The organism is Methylobacterium sp. D53M (assembly GCF_053345625.1).
In genome coordinates this window covers 16,255-32,265 of record NZ_JBKFAL010000016.1, presented here as the reverse complement: position 1 = coordinate 32,265, position 16,011 = coordinate 16,255, and the positions used below count along the sequence as shown (strand labels likewise).

Genomic DNA, 16,011 nt, shown 5'->3' with positions numbered 1-16,011 from the left:
CGACAGGATCCGGGCTCCCCCGACCCTGAAGAGGCGATGATGTTCACAGGTCTCGCGTGGAGACCGACGCTGATGAAGGAGCGCGACGGGCCCCCTCTCCCGTGCGGGAGAGGGTTGGGGTGAGGGACGAGAACTCCCCGGATAGGGCACGCGATCGATGCGCCGACAGGGGGCGCGTCATTCTGTAAGTTCCCATCCCTCACCCTGTCCCTCTCCCGTGCGGGAGAGGGGACCGGCGCCCGATCCTGAAACCATCTTGCCAAAGCGGATGGGTGGATCGGCAAGCAGCCCGAAGCGAGGGACGGAAACGCGCGGTGCCGGCGCCCCTACGCCATCGTGATGTAGTCGCGCAGGGCCTGGTGCTCGGCCTCGACGGTGGCGATCTTGCGCGCCACCACGTCGCCGATCGAGACCAGGCCGATCAGCCGCCCGTCCTCGCAGACCGGCACGTGGCGGAAGCGCCCGTCGGTCATGAGGGTCATGACCTCTTCGATCGTGGTGGTCCGGCCGCAGGTGGTGACCGCGGTGGTCATGTGGGCCGAGACCGGCGCGTCGAAGGCCGAGCCCCCGTGCCGGGCGAGCGCCCGCATGATGTCCCGCTCGGAGATGATGCCCGCCACCGTCCCGTCGGCTTGGGCGACCACGAGGGCGCCGATCCGCTTGTCGGCGAGGATCTGGATCACCTCATCGAGGGTCTTGTCGGGGCCCACGGTGACGACGGAGCTGCCCTTCTCGGCGAGGATGCGTGCGACGGTCATGGCTCTCTCCCTGTGTGACGCGGCCGGTGCGCCGTCAGCCCGCGGCGCCCTGATGGCGTTCTCGGCCGGGTTGGCCCGGCTCGTTCACATTGTGGCGAGTGTGTGATCGATCCGGCCGGATGGCAAGGTGCCGGGCGTCGATGGCAGGGACTCAGTGCCGGCGCGGCTCCCGGGGATCCACCAGGGGGAACAGGAAGAAGCCCGCGATGAAGCCACCGAGATGGGCGTCCCAGGCGATGGCGGCGTTCTCGCCGACGAGCGGCACGCTGACGAGGCCGAAGAGCAGGTTGGTCAGCAGCCAGATCACCAGGAACGACACCGCGGTGCGGTTGCGCAGCAGCTCCGGGATCGTCTCGGCGGGACGGGGCGGCGGCACCTGCCAGGCCGGCGCGCCGTAGCCCGAGACAGGCGGCTGGAACACGAACCGGGCGGCGGCGGCCATCAGGGCCGAGATCCCCGCCGAGGCGCCGACCAGCGGCCCCGCGCTGAGCGGATCGATCAGGATGTGGAGAAGTCCGCCGGCCGCCGTGCCGGCCAGCGCGAGCACGCACCAGCGCAGGGCGCCGCAGCGGCGCGCCACCGGGGCGCCGAAGGCCGCGAGCCAGACGCTGTTGAAGATCACGTGCATCCACGAGCCGTGCAGCAGCCCGTAGGTGACGAGCGTCCAGGGCTGGAGGGCGTGCTCGCCCACGATGTAGCGGGCGAAGGCCTCGCGGGCCGCCTCCAGGCCGGGATCGCCCGGATCGGCGGCGGCGCGGATCACCTCGGAGGCCCGGCCGGGATCGAACCAGAGGGTCCAGCGCGCCGGGACCAGCGCGAGGTCGAGGACGAGGCGGATGTCCCAGGTGTCCGGCAGCAGGAACTCGCGCACCGCCTGGATCGCCAGGAGCAGCCCGATCGACGCGGTGACGATGCCCGGCATGTTGAACACGGGCACGCGGCTCTGCCGCGGGAAATCGGGGGAGGCGTCCATCGCCGCACCATGTCGGGGTGCGGCGCGATCGGGCAAGCCCCGGCGACGTATTGAAGCTCGCAAATACCGGTCGGATCGCGGTCCGTATCGCGCACTGCCCCGTCTCCACCCCGGATCCGTCCCGGACGGCCGCGGCGCTCCCGGCGGGGTGCGACGATTGTGTCGCCGGCCACGACGCGCTACCCCCCGCCCCGCGCGGCGCCGGCGGGACCGGCGGCGCGCGGGTGCGGGAGCCGGCACGGCCCGTGCGCCCGGACGCGGTGAACGCCCGGATCGGCCGGTCACACCCCCGCGGATGTGCCAGAATGATCCGGGGATGAACCACAGGCGTTGAGAATCGGGACACCGATGAAGCATCCCACCAGCCGCATGCTCCACGCCTACTGGGAGCGCCTGCGCGGAGAACGGGCCGCGCCGGAACGCGCCGAGATCGAGCCGGGCGAGATCCGGCACCTCCTCGCCGACAGCCTGATCCTGGAACTCGACATGCCGAGCCGCTCCGCGAGCATCCGGCTCGCGGGGACCCGGGTCTGCGCCCTGTACGGCCGCGAGCTGAAGGGCGAGCCCTTCGCCAAGCTGTGGGGCTCCCGGGCGACGGATCCCTGGCGGATCGTCGAGATCGTGGCCAGCGACACGCTGGGCGTCGTCGCGGGCCTGCGCGGCACCAACGCGGCCGGCGAGGCGGCGGATCTCGAACTCCTGCTCCTGCCCCTGCGCCACCGCGGCCGGACGCAGGTCCGCGCCCTCGGCACCCTCAGCCTCGACGGCGCGCCGCACTGGCTCGGCCTGCGCCCGCTGGTGGAGGCGGAGACCACCTCCCTGCGCATCCTGCCCAGCCGCCGGACCGAGCCGGTCCCGCCCGCCCGCACCGCCGTGCGCACGAGCGCGGGCTACCCCGGGCCGGTGCGCCACGGCCACCTCCTCGTCCACGCCGGCGGGCGCGCCTGAGAACCGTATTCGATCAAGGTTACGCCCGGTCCGGGACGGCCAGTTCGATCGAATGAGCGCGCGCACCCGAGGAAAGCTTCGGCGCGCAAGTCGATCGCGCACGACGCGGCAGGGCTCGACAATGGATGTTTCTACAAGGCCGATCGATCCCGAAGCAGGAAAAAAGGGTTTCGTAACTGTCCGTGCCTAGTCTGCACCGGCCATTCTCCGGCGCAGGACCAATCTCGGAATGATCGCGGTCGAGGCCACCGCTGGAACTGATCTGCGCGGCCTCGCCGCCGAGCCGGCGCGCGGTGCCGCCGACCAGCGCCGCCACCAGCGCGTGCGGGTCGCCGTGCTCGGCCGCTACATGCTGGCCGATCGCCGGGAATATCCCTGCCAGACCGTGGACATGTCGCCGGGCGGCGTGCGGCTGACCTGCGCGGTCAAGGGCGCGGTCGGCGAGCGCGTGGTGCTCTACCTGGAGCATATCGGCCGCATCGAGGGCGTCGTCGCGCGCACCTGCCCGGACGGGTTCGCGGTCCAGCTCAACGCCACGTCGCGCAAGCGGGACAAGCTCGCCTCCCAGCTCACCTGGCTGGCGAACCGGGAGATGCTGGGGCTGCCGGAGGGACGCTCGCACGAGCGCCTCGTGCCGACCAACACGGCGGTGGTCCTGCGCGTCGAGGGCGGTCGCGAGATCCGGGCGCGCCTCATCGACATCTCGATGTCGGGCGTGGCGATCTCCTGCCCGGTGCCGCTGCCCCTCGGCGCCGCCGTCACGGTGGGCAGCACGCCGGGCCGGCTGGTGCGCTACTTCGAGGGCGGCTTCGGCGTGCAGTTCCTGCTGCCGCTCTCCCCCGACCGCTTCCACGCCGGGATGACGCTCTGACGGGCGTGCGGCCGGACCGGCCGGCGGTCAGATCTTCTTGGCGAGCTGCGCGGCGACCTCGTCGGCCGGCCGGGTCAGGTCGAGGGCGCCGAGGAAGCGGTTCTGCGCGTCCATGATGTACACCAGGGCGGTGTGCTCCATCGTGTAGTCGCCCTCCTTGGCGGGCACCTTGCGGGCATAGGCCCGGTACGCCTTCTCGGTGGCGGTGACCTGCTCGGGCGTGCCGGTGAGGCCGGTGATGCGCGGGTCGAAGCTCGACAGGTAGGTCTTGAGGCTCGCCGGATCGTCCCGCTCGGGATCCACCGTGACGAAGGCGACCCGCATCGTCTTGCCCTTCGACCCCAGGGCAGCGAGCACGTCGGAGATCTGCTGCAGGGTGGTCGGGCAGACGTCCGGGCAGTGGGTGAAGCCGAAGAACACGAGGTGCGTCGCGCCGGCGAAGTCGCGCTCGGTGACGGTGCGCCCGTCCTGGTTCACCAGCGTGAACGGGCCGCCGACGCTCGGCACGCCCACCGGTGCCTTGTCGGGCAGGAACGCGAACACCGCCGCCCCGGTCAGGCCGATGAGGCCGAGGCAGAAGGCGAGGAGCGGGACGAGGGCGCGGCGCATGGGACGGGTTCCGACCTCCGGGGAGGCCGGCACAGCACACAACGGCGCGCGGAGGCAAGCCGGCGCGGTGCCGCCGGCCGACCGATCGGCGCCGCGCCGGCGCGACCGCTACGGCTTCGAGGCCGGATCCCCCGCGGGGCTCGCCGGGGCGGCGCCCTTCGGCGGCTCCTTGCCGAGATAGACGTATTCCGGCGCCGCCCGGAGCTGGTCCTTGGTCGTGTCGATCCGCGCCTGGAGGGTCTTGCCGTCGGTGCGGTCTAGCTTGAGCACGGACGGGTCAACCGCGACGTATTTCGAGCCGATCCCCAGGAAGCCGCCGACCCCGATGATCCAGGCCTTCACGGCCCCCTTCTGGTCGAGGACGAAGTCGGCGATCTGCCCGATCGTCTCGTTGGCGCCGTTGACGACGCTGGAGCCGATCAGCTTGCTGGCGACCATGTCGTCGGGGGCCTGGGCCACGAAGGTCGGGCGCAGGCTGTCGGCCATGGTGGCGGGCTGGCCAGGGACCGGGGTCGCGGCGGCGCCGTCTGGCTTGGCGCCGTCGGTCTGCGCCGAGGCGGTGGCGAGGCCGGCCAGCAGGAGGGCCGAGGCGAGGAGCGGGGTGCGCATCGGAGCAGGTCTTTCAGACGGGGGCCGCACAGGGAGGTGGCGCCGCCTCAAGGTTCTGGCGGGGCTTAAGTTCCGCGCGGTCTCGGCCCCGGCGGGGGCCGGCCCGGCGGTTTGCCGGCTGCGCGTCGGCGCCGGGGGCCTTTGACGGCGGGGCCTTCCGCCCCGCACAAGGCCGGCGCCATGCTCCGCCTCGCCCTCTACCAGCCCGATATCCCGCAGAACACCGGCACGATGCTGCGCATGGCCGCCTGCCTCGGGCTGGCGGTGGAGATCGTGGAGCCCGCGGGCTTCGACGTCTCGGACCGCCACCTGCGCCGCTCGGGCCTGGACTACCTCGACCACGTGGCGATCACCCGGCACCGCTCCTTCGCGGCCTTCGCGGCGTGGCGGGCCGAGGCCGGGATCCGGCTCGTCCTCGCGACCACGGCGGGCGCCGTGCCCTACACGGACTTCGCCTTCCGCCCGGACGATTGCCTGATGGTCGGGCGCGAATCCGCCGGCGTTCCGGAGGCGGTGCACGCGGCCGCCGACGCCCGGATCGTGGTGCCGATCCGGGCGGGCCTGCGCTCGCTCAATGTCGCGGTCGCGGCCGCGATGATCGCCGGCGAGGCCCTACGGCAGGTGTCCGGGACGGCCCGACCACGCATCTAGGACGTGAGGCCTCTCGGGTCGGCCACCGTCTTTGCGAGCGGAGCGAAGCAATCCAGGCGGCGCCACGCTCGGCCGATGGCCCGCTGCACTGGGTTGCTTCGCTCCGCTCGCAAGGACGGAAGCCGCAACGGATCCCGTTCCGCCGGCTTGGTAGGATGAGGCCCACCTTCCGACCGGAGAGACGCGCCGCCGCATGGACGACACCGCCTTCACGCCCTCCCGGCGCCACGCCGATCTGGGCCCCGCCTTCTTCGATCCGGTGACGCCGGCCCGGTTCCCGCGGACGATCCTGCGCTACCGCAACCAGACTTGGGCGAAGCGGGTCGGACTGGGCGGCCTGTCCGAGGCGACGTGGATCGCCCATTTCGGCCGGTTCGAGCCCCTGCCGGGCAGCTTCGAGACGCCGCTGGCCCTGCGCTACCACGGCCATCAGTTCCGCGCCTACAATCCGGACCTGGGCGACGGGCGCGGCTTCCTCTTCGCGCAGCTGCACGACCGCCTGGACGGGCGCCTCCTCGACCTCGGCACCAAGGGGAGCGGCACGACGCCCTGGTCGCGCGGCGCCGACGGGCGGCTCACCCTCAAGGGCGGCGTGCGCGAGGTGCTGGCCACCGCCCTCCTGGAGGCGCAGGGCGTCTACACCTCGAAGAGCTTCAGTCTGATCGAGACCGGCGAGGACCTCGTGCGCGGCGACGAGCCCTCGCCGGCACGCGCCTCGGTGCTGGTGCGCCTGTCCCACGGCCACATCCGCATCGGCAGCTTCCAGCGCTTCCTGGCGCTCGGCGAGCCGGACAACATCGCCCGGCTCCTCGACCACACGATCGGGACCCACCGGCCGGAGCTCTGGCGCGACGGCGTGGAGGATCGCGGCGTCGCCTTTCTGGAGGACGTGGTCGCCCGGGTCGCCCGGATGGGCGCGCAGTGGGCAGCGGCCGGCTTCGTCCACGGGGTCCTCAACAGCGACAACATCAACGTCACCGGCGAGAGCTTCGATTACGGGCCCTGGCGCTTCCTGCCGCATTACGATCCGGACTTCACGGCCGCCTACTTCGACGAGACCGGGCTCTACAGCTTCGGCCGCCAGCCGGAGGCGCTGTTCTGGAACCTCGCCCGGCTCGCCGACTGCCTGCTGGTGCTGGCGCCCCAGGCGCGCTTGGAAGCGGCGCTCTCCGGATTCGGGCCGGCCCTGCAGGAGGCGTTCGCCGAGGCCCTGTTCCGCCGGCTCGGCCTCGCCCCGGCGCCGCGGCCGGAGACCGACCGGCTGGTCTCGGCGGTCTGGCAGTTCCTCGCGGAGACGCGGGCGCCCTTCGAGCGGTTCTTCTTCGACTGGTACGGCGGCCTCGCGAGCGCGACCCGCGCGCAGGCCGGGCCGTCCGCCGGCCACTACGCGCACGAGGCCTTCGCGCCGGTGCGGGCCGCGCTGGAGCCGCTCGCGCCCGCCCCGGGCGCGCGGCTCGACCATCCCTATTTCGCGGAGGCGCCCTGCACGCTCCTGATCGACGAGGTGGAGGCGTTGTGGGCGCCGATCGCCGCGGCGGATGACTGGTCCCTGTTCGAGGCCAAGCTCGCGGGAGTGGCCCGGATGGCCGAGGCCTGCGGGACGGCGCCCGCCTCGGCCTGAGCGGCCTCCTCCTCGGCGAGCCGACGGCGCTCCTCGGCGTAGCCCCCCGCGATGGCGAGATCGACCAGGCGCCGGGTCAGCCGGAAGGCCAGCCAGAACAGGGCGAGGCAGAGAAGCGTCGCGGCGGCGGCCTTGAGCGGGTCCACGGGGTTCCTCCGGTGATGTCTCCTCGGGCGGAGCGGCCCTCTTAGTGCCGAGGCGGGCCGCGGGGCAATTGGACTTCGTGCCGAGATCGAGCCCGCGGCGCGTCGTCCCGGGCTCGCCGCGCGGCGCCGGACCCGAGACCCGGCCGGAACATGCTATGGCGGCCGGCGGCCGGATCCCGATATCCGGCGCTGAAGATCCCTCGATCAGGCGGATACCCGTGCGCGAGACCTTCCACATCGAAGTCCTCGGACCGGAGCCGGACGAGATCCAGACGCGGATCTCCGTGCGGGTCAGCAGCCTGGAGAGCGCGCAGGAGCGGGCCCTGCGGCTGTTCGCCCGCGCCCGGGTGCCGCAGCGCTCGGGCGAGCCGGCCGAGGCGGTCCGGGTGATCGACGGCGCCGGCCGCGAGGTGTTCTATCGGACGCGCTTCGACGCGGGGGATTGAGGCGCGAGGACACCGCCGATGCGCACAGCCCTGATCCTACCGGCCCTCGTCCTCGCGGCCTGCGCGCTGTTCCTGCGCAGCTACACCCTGCTGCCGGCCCCGGACCGCCGGGGCGGGACCACGCTCCTGCTGACCTGGCCGAACCGCCCGGCCTTCGGCAGCCCCCGGGCCGACTGCCTCGCCGGGCCGCCCGACGAGCCGGTCCTGCCCTGCCTCATCGCCTCCGTCGCCCGGGCGCGGGACGACGGGTACACGCTGCTGCAGCTGCCGTTCTGCGCGACCTGCTACGACCTGTCCGGGCGGATCGCCGTCACGGGCCGCGACGCGGCGGCGACGCGGGCGCGGCTGGAGCAGATCGCCCGCTTCGGATGGTGACACGCGCCCGGGCGACGCGCTCCCGGGCCCGCTCCAGGATCCGGGCCACCGGGAACAGCGGATCGCGGCCCGCCTCCACCAGCAGATGGGCGATCGGCCGGCGCGCGGTCCAGAAGGTGGTGCCGAGGGCGAAGTCCGGCGGCGCGCAGGAATCGATCCGGTCGATCGGCCAGTCGCCCGCGGCCACCGCCTCGGTCAGCCGGTGGACGAGCTGGACGCCCGGCGCGGTCTCCGGCCGCGTCTCGTCGTTGGCGATCTTCAGCACCCAGGCCTCCCGGCCGGTGACTGGCAGGATCAGGGAGGCCAGGAGCCGGTCGCCCCGGCGCAGGCGCGCGATCCGCACGCCGTCCGCGGCCCCGCGATCGGCCCCGAGATCGGTACTGAGATCGGTACTGAGATCGGCCAGGGCGGCGCGCAGGAAGGCGATCTCCGCCGGCCGCTGCGCCAGGCTCGTGCCGGCCTGACCCTTCCAGCCGGCGGCCTCCAGGGCGACGTGGGCGTCGAGGGCGGGGCCGAGGGATTCGGGCGCGGCGAGGATCTCGAAGGTCACGGGCCCCCCCGCCTCGAGGCGCGCGCGGGCGCGGCGGAGCTTGCGGCGGCGCTGCCCGGAGAGGTGCCCGAGATAGGAGGCCCGCGCCTCCGGCCCGAGGCCGGTCAGGTCGAGCAGGCCGCGGTCGTGCGGCCAGTACGCGGCGCGGCGCCCGCCACACGCCGCCAGGAGTTCAGGCAGGGGGCCGTCGGTCGGAGCGTTCGGCAGGAGGAGGCGCGGCGGCAGGCCGAGGGCGCCCGGCGCGGCGAGCAGCCCCGCCAGGGCGGCCTCCGGGGCGGCGCCGTCGAGGAGCGGCGCCCCGAACGGGTCGTAGCCGTGGGTCCAGCCCACGAGCAGCGGCAGCGGCACGCCCCAGCGGCGGCGCGACGGCCGGAACGGCCAGGCGGCGAGGAGCCGGGCCCCGGGCGCCTCGGGGGGCCGGTCGGCGACGAGGAGGAGCCGGACGCCCGCCCCGAAGGCGTCGCGGGCCGCCAGGGCGTAGCCCGCCTCGTAGAACGGGTTGCGCACCAGGCTCGCCCGACCCAGGGCCCGCCAGGCCGGGACCCAGGGCGCCGCCCCGTCGAGGGGCCGGACCGCCGCCACGAGCCCGCCGGGAAGCGCGGCCGTGTCCGATGGGGTGCCTGACGCGGGGCCTGCCATCGCGGGACCGTCAGGCCGCGAGACGGTGACGGATCGCGCCGGCGAAGCCGAGCACGTCGTAGCGCCATGCCGTCACCCCGGCGGCGGCGGTGAGCAGGACGAGGCGCAGGGCCTGTCCCGGCGGCAACAGGCCGCCGGGGACCAGGGCGATGCCGGCATTCACCGCGCCGCAGGCCAACGCGATCCCGGCGATGCCGGCCATGTCGGCGAGCGGCAGCGGCATCGTCGTGCCGGTCCGGCGGGCGCCGAGCACCAGCACAAGGCAGGCCGCGCTCTGGCCGCCCGCGAAGGCGAGGGCCGCCCCGGCGGCGCCGAAGCGCGGGATCAGCAGGAGCGACAGCGCGGCGACGGTGGCGAGGGTCGCGAACGCGGCGGCCGCCTCCAGGCCGCTGGAGCGGGCGAAGTAGATCACCTGCCCGAAATAGTAGGCGCGGAACATCATCAGGATGCTCGCCAGGATCAGCACCGGGGCGAGCTCCCGCGCCTCGGCCCGGTAGTCGGGCCCGAGCAGCACCGCCACGACCAGATCGTCGAAGCACAGGAAGAACACGGCCCCGAAGGCCGCGATCAGCGTCATGGCCCGTGCGGCGTCGCGCAGCACCCCGGAGGCCGCCGCCATCCCGCCCACCCGCGCCTCGCGCTTGGCGATCGAGATCAGCGACAGGGCGATCGCCTCGCCGAACACGATGAAGCTCTGCTTCAGGAAGTCGGCCAGGGCGCCGTAGGCGCCGAGCCCCGCCGGCCCCACCGTCTTGGCGATGATCAGCCGGTCGAGGCTCTGGGCGAGCGCCGCCGTCCCGAAGGAGAGGACGAGCGGCCAGCCGTAGGCGAACAGCCGCAGCGCCTCCGCGCGGCTGCCGCGGCCGGGCATCATCGGGGCGATCGTGGCCGCGGCCGGCAGGGAGGCCAGGGCGTTCGCGGCCGCCACCGCGAAGGCGAGGTGCAGGGGATCCTGCGAGAGGTGCAGCGCCAGGCTGCCGAGGACCAGGATCAGGACGGCGCGGCTCATCACCGAGGCCGCCACCGCCCCGGCCCGCAGGCGGGTGCGGGCGATCTCGGTGGAGCCCTCGAACAGGGTGGTCCCGAAGGCCAGCGCCAGGATCGCGGCCGCCATCCGTGCCGGCATCAGGCCGAGGGCGACGGCGAGCGCGCTGCCGAGCCCGGCGAGGAGCAGCGTGCCGCCCAGGATCCGCACCACGGTGCCGACCTGCGCGGGCTCGCGCGCCTCGTCGTAGAGGGCGAAGAACGCGAATTTCGGCCACTGGCAGGTCGCCCCGTAGAGCACCAGCGCCCAGGACAGGACGTACAGGTAGGTGCCGTAGCTCTCCACCGGCGCGAGCCGCGTGAACACCGCCACGGAGGCCATGTTCAGAGCGGCCGCGAAGCCCCGCGAGCCGACATAGATCAGGCTGTGCCGGGCGATCATGTCCTAGAACCGGTCAGACGCACCACGACCTCGCACCACGCTGGGACAGACCGGCCCGTGGCGGGAGGTAACGCAGGGACGGCGCGCATGACAGCCCGGGCTTCGCAGGCGGCGTGCCGCCGGCCCCGGCCCTCAGCCCTCGCCCCGCGGGCGGATCAGCGACGTGCCGGTCATCTCGGCCGGCTGGTCCAGTCCCATCAGGTCGAGGAGCGTCGGCGCCACGTCGGCCAGCCGCCCGTCGGCCAGGGTCACGCCGTCGACGCCGACGAGCGCGGCGGGCACCGGGTTGAGGGTGTGGGCGGTGTGCGGCTCGCCGGTCTCGGGATCGCGCATCATCTCGCAATTGCCGTGGTCGGCGGTCACCAGCAGCGCCCCGCCCTGGGCCGTCACCGCCTCGACGACGCGGCCGAGGCAGGTGTCGACGGTCTCCACCGCCTTCACGGCGGCCGCGAGGCTGCCGGTGTGGCCGACCATGTCGGGGTTGGCGAAGTTCAGGATGATGAGGTCGTAGCGCCCGGAGCCGATCGCCTCCACGGCGCGGTCGGTGAGTTCGGGCGCCGACATCTCCGGCTGCAGGTCGTAGGTCGCGACCTTCGGCGAGGGCACGAGGATCGCGTCCTGCCCCGCGAAGGGCTCCTCGCGGCCGCCGTTCATGAAGTAGGTGACGTGCGGGTACTTCTCGGTCTCGGCCATGCGCAGCTGCGCCCGCCCGGCCCGGGCCACGGTCTCGCCGAGGCCGTTGGGCAGGTCGAGGGCCCCGAACAGGGTCTCGGCCAAGGCGTCGATCTCGACGCTGTACTGGACGATCCCCAGGGCGGCGGCGAAGCGGACCGTGCGCGCGCGCTCGAAGCCCGCGAAGGCCGGGTCGAGCAGCGCCTCCAGGATCTGCCGGGTCCGGTCGGCGCGGAAGTTGAAGCTCAGGATGCCGTCGCCGTCCCGCATGCCGGCGTAGTCGCCGATGATCGCGGGCCGCATGAACTCGTCGGACACGTCCTGCGCGTAGGACGCGGCGACCGCCTGCCCGGCCCGCTCGAACCGGGTCCCGCGCGCCTCCGTGAGGGCGTCGTAGGCCGTCTGGACCCGCTCCCAGCGCCGGTCGCGATCCATGCCGAAGTAGCGGCCGCACAGCGTCGCGATGCGGGCGCCCTTCGGGAGGGCGGCCGCGACGTCGGCGATGCAGGTGGCGGCCGAGCGGGGCGGCATGTCGCGCCCGTCGGTGAAGCCGTGGAGCCGGACCGGGATGCCGGCCGTCGTCAGCGCGCGCGCCAGCGCGACGGCGTGGTCCTGGTGCGCGTGGACGCCGCCGGGCGAGAGCAGGCCGACGAGGTGGCAGGTCCCCCCCGACGCGCGCAGCGCCTCGATGAACCGGACCAGGGCCGGGTTCCGGGCGAGGGAGCCGTCGGCGACCGCCGCGTCGATCCGCGGCAGGTCCTGCAGGACGACGCGGCCCGCGCCGATGTTGAGGTGGCCGACCTCGGAATTGCCCATCTGCCCCTTGGGCAGGCCGACATCGGCGCCGAAGGTCGTCAGCCGCGACCGGGGGCGCTCCCGCATCAGACCGTCGAAGACCGGCGTCCTGGCCTGGTGGACGGCGTTGTCGGCCACCGCGTCCCGCAGACCCCAGCCGTCGAGGATCACGAGCATCACGGGACGCGGGGTACTGTCGGGCACGGTCACAACTCTCCTGGGCTGCCGCGCGCGGCGCGCGGCCGGTCTCCGGGCCCTGACGCGGCCGGATCGTTGCGCGCGTCGATAATCGCCTTGGTCGCGCGAGACCACCGCCCCGAAGGGCCAATGGGCGACGGATGCGAGAGAGCGTCGGGCTTCTGACATGCCCCGGCCGCGCTCCGCACATGGCGGGGCGCGGCCGGCGGGGCCTCAGGCGGTCAGTTGACGCGCGCCGCGTCGGATCCCGGCGGGAGGCCGAGCAGGCGGCGCTTCCTTCGCAGGGCGGCCCGGAGCAGCGTCCGCCGGTAGCCCGGATAGGACAGGAACCCCGCCGCCCAGGACAGGTGCATGGTCACGGCCGCCGGGCCGCTCATGACCAGGACGGGTTCCCGCGCCTTCAGTGCCAGGGCGAGGCCGCTCAGGACGCAGCCCCCGGCATAGAGCAGCAGCGGGATCAGCAGGGCGGGCATCAGGGCCGCCAGCGGCAAGGCCGCGACGGCGTAGAGCAGGACCAGGGCCGGAAGGATCTGGCGGGCGCGCGGCAGGCTGGCGTGCTTCTCGAGGGTCCGCGCGCAGCCGCGCCCGTAGTGGAGGTACTGCCGGGCGAGGCTGCGGAGGCAGGCGCGCGGGAAGTACGTGATGGCGAGCTCGGCGGCGAGGTAGATCCGCCCGCCCGCCGCGCAGAGCCGCCGGTCGAGTTCGGCATCCTCGTTGTGGGTGAAGGTCTCGTCGTAGCCGCCGACCCGCAGGAACTCGCGCCGGTCGAAGGCCGCGTGGTGGCCGTGGGCGACGTAGCCCGAGATGCCGCCCTGCCGGTGGGCCGAGCCGCCGTTGCCGAGGCGGCTGTTCTGCGCCGCCGCGATCGCCCTCTGCAGCGGCGTGACCCCGACGGTCCGGAGCGGCACGACCACAGAGACAGCTTGGCGCAGGCGCATCGTGCCGACGAGGTTCTGCACGAATCCCTTCGGATAGACGGCGTGGCAATCGGCGCGGACGAGGTAGGCGGAGGCGGGATGCGCCAGTCGCGCGGCGAGGTTGATCGCCGCCGCCTGGATGCGGCGCTCGTTGTGGACGAGCCGGATGCGGGGGTCGCGGGCGCTCAGGGCGGCGACGATCGCGCAGGTATCGTCGCGACTGCCGCCGTCCAGCACCAGCAGCTCGCAGGCGATGGCGTCCCGGTCGGGCAGCACCGACGCGATGGCGTCGGCGATGTGCGCGGCCTCGTTCAGGGCCGGCATGGCGATCGTCACGAGCGGAGCGCCGGCGGCGCTCACGGGGTCCTGCATGGCGGTTCTCCCGAAACCTGGTCCCGGTCGCCGGCCGATGAGGGCCGGTCGTCCCGGACGGGGACCGACGCCGCGTGCGGCGCGCCCCCGAGGTCTCATTTGTCGTGATTGGCTACGATTACGGTCGTTGATCACAACCACCACTTCAGTCGGCCGGACCGATACGACGAAAGGTGTAATTCGGACCGCCGCACCGCGATGATAGCCCGTTCCGGCGGGACGACCGGGCGGCACAACTTCCGATTCGCACCGGGTCCCCGAGCTCGACCACGGGCTCAGAGCGTCATGCGGGACCGCCTCGAATGATGAAATCTTTGGATGCGCTTGCCCTCGGCACGTCGGGACGCGGGCCGACCGAACAGCGGACCGACCCGTCGACGCTGCGGGTGACCGAGATCGCGCCCGACGACCGGATCGTCGCCTTCGACGCGGTCGGCCTCTGGCAGTATCGCGACCTGCTGCGCGTCCTGATCCTGCGGGACCTGAAGGTGCTCTACCGGCAGACCGCCATGGGCGCCTCCTGGGCGATCGCGCAGCCGCTCTTCACCGTCCTGATCTTCACGGTGATCTTCGGCCACTTCGCCAAGATCCCCACCGACGGCGCCCCCTACGCACTCTTCGCCGGCAGCGCGGTCGTCCTGTGGACGTACTTCTCCGAGGCAGTGCGGCGCAGCGCCAACGGCCTCGTGGCGGAGGCCGAGCTGATCCGGAAGATCTACTTCCCGCGGCTGGTCATCCCGCTGGCGACGGTAATCTCGCCGATGGTCGACTTCGCCATCGCGCTCGGCGTGCTGCTGGCCCTGATGGCCTGGTACGGGGCGGTGCCGGACTGGCACCTCGTGCTGGCCGTCCCGACCCTGATCGTGACGGCGATGCTCGCCCTCGGGGTGAGCCTCTGGCTCGGGCCGATCAACGTCCGCTTCCGGGACATCAAGCACACGCTGCCGTTCGTGATCCAGATCTGGATGTACGCCTCGCCGATCGTCTACGCGTCGAGCATCGTGCCCGCCTCGGTGCGCTGGATCTACGCGCTCAACCCGATGGTCGGCCTGATCGAGGCGTTCCGGTTCGCCATCCTGGGCGGCACGCCGCCCGACGCCTTCGCGGTCGCCGTCTCGGTCACGGCCGCCTTCGCCCTGCTCATCAGCGGACTGATCTTCTTCCAGCGCATGGAGCGCTCCTTCGCGGATGTAATCTGATGTCGATGGCAATCAGCGTTCAGGATATCGGCAAGCAGTACTGGCGCGCCCCCCGGGCCGCGCACCAGAACTCGCTGCGCGACGCGCTCAGCGAGGGCGTCCGCGGCCTGGTGACCCGCCGCGCGGCGGCGCGCCCGTCGCAGGAGAGCTTCTGGGCGCTGAAGGAGGTCAGCTTCGGCATCCGGCACGGCGAGAATGTCGGCATCATCGGCCTCAACGGCGCCGGCAAGAGCACGCTCCTCAAGCTCCTGTCGCGGATCGCCGCGCCGACCACCGGCCGGATCCGCCTCGAGGGCCGGGTCGGGGCCCTGCTCGAGGTCGGCACCGGCTTCCACCGGGAGCTGACCGGCCGCGAGAACATCTTCCTCTACGGCTCGATCCTCGGGATGGACCGTCGGGAGATCGCCGCGAAGTTCGACGCGATCGTCGCCTTCTCGGAGATCGGCGACTTCATCGACATGCCGGTGAAGCGCTACTCCAGCGGCATGTATGTCCGGCTGGCCTTCTCGGTCGCCGCGCATCTCGAGCCCGACATCCTGCTCCTCGACGAGGTGCTGGCGGTGGGCGACTACACCTTCCAGCGCAAGTGCATGGACTTCGCCCGGCGCCTCCAGGGCAAGGGTTCGACGATCCTGCTGGTCTCGCACAACATGTTCAGCATCAAGACCATGTGCGAGCGCGTGATCTACATCAAGGGCGGCCGCGTCGCCTATGACGGCCCGACCGACGAGGGCCTGACCCACTACGAGCGGGACAGCTACCTCGCCGACACCGCGTGGTTCCGCCCCGACACCGGCGACCTGCCGGTCCGGATCAGCGACGTGACGATCGCCGACGAATCCGGCGCGCCGCGGACGCTGTTCCGCCACGGCGAGCGGATGCGGATCCGGGCCCGCTACAGCGCCGCCGAGCCGATCGCCGACCCGCACGTCCTGTTCTCGATCACCCGGTCCGACGAGCTGCTCTGCTGCAATTTCAGCACCCAGGCGGACGGCGCCGGCCTGACCGCCCTCGCGGGCGAGGGCGAGGTGGAGCTGCTGACGCCGCCGCTGACCCTGACCGCCGACACCTACACGGTCTCGATGGTGGTCCGGCAGCGCGGCTTCGAGCGGCTCCTCGCGGCCAAGATCGGCGGCCGCTTCCACATCGAGCACCCCGTCTTCGCGCCGGACGTCTTCGGCGTCTTCCACGAGGCGGGGACCTGGACAACGAACGGCGCCGCGTCGCAGCGCTGAG

16 protein-coding genes are annotated in these 16,011 nt (G+C 73.0%); 8 read left to right on the top strand and 8 right to left on the bottom strand.

Annotation, left to right across the window (positions count from 1 at the left end; translation table 11 throughout):
* Nucleotides 1–326: 326 nt before the first annotated feature.
* Together ACLBYG_RS20420 and ACLBYG_RS20415 are read right to left on the bottom strand one after the other, a co-directional pair.
* The gene (locus ACLBYG_RS20420; RefSeq protein WP_020091165.1) at nucleotides 327–758 is read right to left on the bottom strand and encodes a CBS domain-containing protein; all 432 of its coding nucleotides are present in this window, start codon (nucleotides 756–758) and stop codon (nucleotides 327–329) included.
* 151 nt (nucleotides 759–909) lie between these two features.
* Nucleotides 910–1,731 (bottom strand): rhomboid family intramembrane serine protease, encoded by an 822-nt coding sequence (locus tag ACLBYG_RS20415; protein ID WP_056526486.1) that lies wholly within the window; start codon nucleotides 1,729–1,731, stop codon nucleotides 910–912.
* Nucleotides 1,732–2,079: 348 nt separating this feature from the next.
* Here ACLBYG_RS20415 and ACLBYG_RS20410 point away from each other — a divergent pair, with 348 nt between their 5' ends.
* Together ACLBYG_RS20410 and ACLBYG_RS20405 are read left to right on the top strand one after the other, a co-directional pair.
* Nucleotides 2,080–2,679 (top strand): PAS domain-containing protein, encoded by a 600-nt coding sequence (locus ACLBYG_RS20410; protein ID WP_020091168.1) that lies wholly within the window; start codon nucleotides 2,080–2,082, stop codon nucleotides 2,677–2,679.
* Between the two features lie 229 nt (nucleotides 2,680–2,908).
* Complete coding sequence (locus ACLBYG_RS20405) at nucleotides 2,909–3,550, top strand: PilZ domain-containing protein (RefSeq protein ID WP_020091169.1); 642 nt, start codon at nucleotides 2,909–2,911, stop codon at nucleotides 3,548–3,550.
* Between the two features lie 27 nt (nucleotides 3,551–3,577).
* Here the strand turns inward: ACLBYG_RS20405 and ACLBYG_RS20400 are convergent, their stop codons facing one another.
* A complete protein-coding gene (locus ACLBYG_RS20400; protein ID WP_447682618.1) occupies nucleotides 3,578–4,159 on the bottom strand; it encodes an SCO family protein in 582 nt (193 codons plus the stop codon).
* Nucleotides 4,160–4,267: 108 nt separating this feature from the next.
* Complete coding sequence (locus ACLBYG_RS20395; RefSeq protein WP_447682617.1) at nucleotides 4,268–4,768, bottom strand: PRC-barrel domain-containing protein; 501 nt, start codon at nucleotides 4,766–4,768, stop codon at nucleotides 4,268–4,270.
* Between the two features lie 180 nt (nucleotides 4,769–4,948).
* On the opposite strand from ACLBYG_RS20395, the gene ACLBYG_RS20390 reads away from it, so the two are divergent.
* From ACLBYG_RS20390 to ACLBYG_RS20375, 4 genes are all read left to right on the top strand, one after another.
* Complete coding sequence (locus ACLBYG_RS20390; RefSeq protein WP_331298067.1) at nucleotides 4,949–5,419, top strand: tRNA (cytidine(34)-2'-O)-methyltransferase; 471 nt, start codon at nucleotides 4,949–4,951, stop codon at nucleotides 5,417–5,419.
* Between the two features lie 193 nt (nucleotides 5,420–5,612).
* Complete coding sequence (locus ACLBYG_RS20385) at nucleotides 5,613–7,040, top strand: protein adenylyltransferase SelO (protein WP_447682616.1); 1,428 nt, start codon at nucleotides 5,613–5,615, stop codon at nucleotides 7,038–7,040.
* A 364-nt stretch (nucleotides 7,041–7,404) separates the two neighbouring features.
* Complete coding sequence (locus ACLBYG_RS20380; protein WP_447682615.1) at nucleotides 7,405–7,632, top strand: hypothetical protein; 228 nt, start codon at nucleotides 7,405–7,407, stop codon at nucleotides 7,630–7,632.
* A gap of 18 nt (nucleotides 7,633–7,650) precedes the next feature.
* Nucleotides 7,651–8,007, top strand: a complete 357-nt coding sequence (locus ACLBYG_RS20375) for a hypothetical protein (protein WP_447682614.1) — start codon at nucleotides 7,651–7,653, stop codon at nucleotides 8,005–8,007.
* Here ACLBYG_RS20375 and ACLBYG_RS20370 read toward each other — a convergent pair.
* The 4 genes from ACLBYG_RS20370 to ACLBYG_RS20355 form a co-directional block, all read right to left on the bottom strand.
* A complete protein-coding gene (locus tag ACLBYG_RS20370; RefSeq protein ID WP_447682613.1) occupies nucleotides 7,943–9,196 on the bottom strand; it encodes a GNAT family N-acetyltransferase in 1,254 nt (417 codons plus the stop codon). The two genes, ACLBYG_RS20375 and ACLBYG_RS20370, sit on opposite strands and share 65 nt — an antisense overlap.
* Before the next feature lie 10 nt (nucleotides 9,197–9,206).
* Nucleotides 9,207–10,622, bottom strand: a complete 1,416-nt coding sequence (locus tag ACLBYG_RS20365) for a lipopolysaccharide biosynthesis protein (RefSeq protein ID WP_447682612.1) — start codon at nucleotides 10,620–10,622, stop codon at nucleotides 9,207–9,209.
* Between the two features lie 132 nt (nucleotides 10,623–10,754).
* Nucleotides 10,755–12,266 (bottom strand): 2,3-bisphosphoglycerate-independent phosphoglycerate mutase, encoded by a 1,512-nt coding sequence (gene gpmI, locus ACLBYG_RS20360; RefSeq protein ID WP_447682743.1) that lies wholly within the window; start codon nucleotides 12,264–12,266, stop codon nucleotides 10,755–10,757.
* A 242-nt stretch (nucleotides 12,267–12,508) separates the two neighbouring features.
* Nucleotides 12,509–13,576, bottom strand: a complete 1,068-nt coding sequence (locus tag ACLBYG_RS20355; RefSeq protein ID WP_020091179.1) for a glycosyltransferase family 2 protein — start codon at nucleotides 13,574–13,576, stop codon at nucleotides 12,509–12,511.
* 305 nt (nucleotides 13,577–13,881) lie between these two features.
* Here ACLBYG_RS20355 and ACLBYG_RS20350 point away from each other — a divergent pair, with 305 nt between their 5' ends.
* Both ACLBYG_RS20350 and ACLBYG_RS20345 read left to right on the top strand, forming a co-directional pair.
* Nucleotides 13,882–14,775 carry an ABC transporter permease gene (locus ACLBYG_RS20350; RefSeq protein WP_447682742.1) on the top strand — a complete coding sequence of 298 codons (894 nt, stop codon included), beginning with the start codon at nucleotides 13,882–13,884 and terminating at the stop codon, nucleotides 14,773–14,775.
* Nucleotides 14,775–16,010 carry an ABC transporter ATP-binding protein gene (locus ACLBYG_RS20345; RefSeq protein WP_020091181.1) on the top strand — a complete coding sequence of 412 codons (1,236 nt, stop codon included), beginning with the start codon at nucleotides 14,775–14,777 and terminating at the stop codon, nucleotides 16,008–16,010. The genes ACLBYG_RS20350 and ACLBYG_RS20345 overlap by 1 nt, the downstream gene beginning before the upstream one ends.
* The last annotated feature ends 1 nt before the right edge of the window (nucleotide 16,011 follow it).

What these genes read in the sequence shown, in the direction of transcription:
- ACLBYG_RS20390 (WP_331298067.1), top strand. Translation starts at nt 4,949, where the DNA reads ATGCTCCGCCTCGCCCTCTACCAGCCCGATATCCCGCAGAACACCGGC.
- ACLBYG_RS20415 (WP_056526486.1), bottom strand. Translation starts at nt 1,731, where the DNA reads ATGGACGCCTCCCCCGATTTCCCGCGGCAGAGCCGCGTGCCCGTGTTC.
- gpmI (WP_447682743.1), bottom strand. Translation starts at nt 12,266, where the DNA reads ATGCTCGTGATCCTCGACGGCTGGGGTCTGCGGGACGCGGTGGCCGAC.
- ACLBYG_RS20410 (WP_020091168.1), top strand. Translation starts at nt 2,080, where the DNA reads ATGAAGCATCCCACCAGCCGCATGCTCCACGCCTACTGGGAGCGCCTG.
- ACLBYG_RS20355 (WP_020091179.1), bottom strand. Translation starts at nt 13,576, where the DNA reads ATGCAGGACCCCGTGAGCGCCGCCGGCGCTCCGCTCGTGACGATCGCC.
- ACLBYG_RS20370 (WP_447682613.1), bottom strand. Translation starts at nt 9,196, where the DNA reads ATGGCAGGCCCCGCGTCAGGCACCCCATCGGACACGGCCGCGCTTCCC.
- ACLBYG_RS20345 (WP_020091181.1), top strand. Translation starts at nt 14,775, where the DNA reads ATGTCGATGGCAATCAGCGTTCAGGATATCGGCAAGCAGTACTGGCGC.
- ACLBYG_RS20400 (WP_447682618.1), bottom strand. Translation starts at nt 4,159, where the DNA reads ATGCGCCGCGCCCTCGTCCCGCTCCTCGCCTTCTGCCTCGGCCTCATC.
- ACLBYG_RS20405 (WP_020091169.1), top strand. Translation starts at nt 2,909, where the DNA reads ATGATCGCGGTCGAGGCCACCGCTGGAACTGATCTGCGCGGCCTCGCC.
- ACLBYG_RS20350 (WP_447682742.1), top strand. Translation starts at nt 13,882, where the DNA reads ATGAAATCTTTGGATGCGCTTGCCCTCGGCACGTCGGGACGCGGGCCG.
- ACLBYG_RS20395 (WP_447682617.1), bottom strand. Translation starts at nt 4,768, where the DNA reads ATGCGCACCCCGCTCCTCGCCTCGGCCCTCCTGCTGGCCGGCCTCGCC.
- ACLBYG_RS20375 (WP_447682614.1), top strand. Translation starts at nt 7,651, where the DNA reads ATGCGCACAGCCCTGATCCTACCGGCCCTCGTCCTCGCGGCCTGCGCG.
- ACLBYG_RS20385 (WP_447682616.1), top strand. Translation starts at nt 5,613, where the DNA reads ATGGACGACACCGCCTTCACGCCCTCCCGGCGCCACGCCGATCTGGGC.
- ACLBYG_RS20420 (WP_020091165.1), bottom strand. Translation starts at nt 758, where the DNA reads ATGACCGTCGCACGCATCCTCGCCGAGAAGGGCAGCTCCGTCGTCACC.
- ACLBYG_RS20365 (WP_447682612.1), bottom strand. Translation starts at nt 10,622, where the DNA reads ATGATCGCCCGGCACAGCCTGATCTATGTCGGCTCGCGGGGCTTCGCG.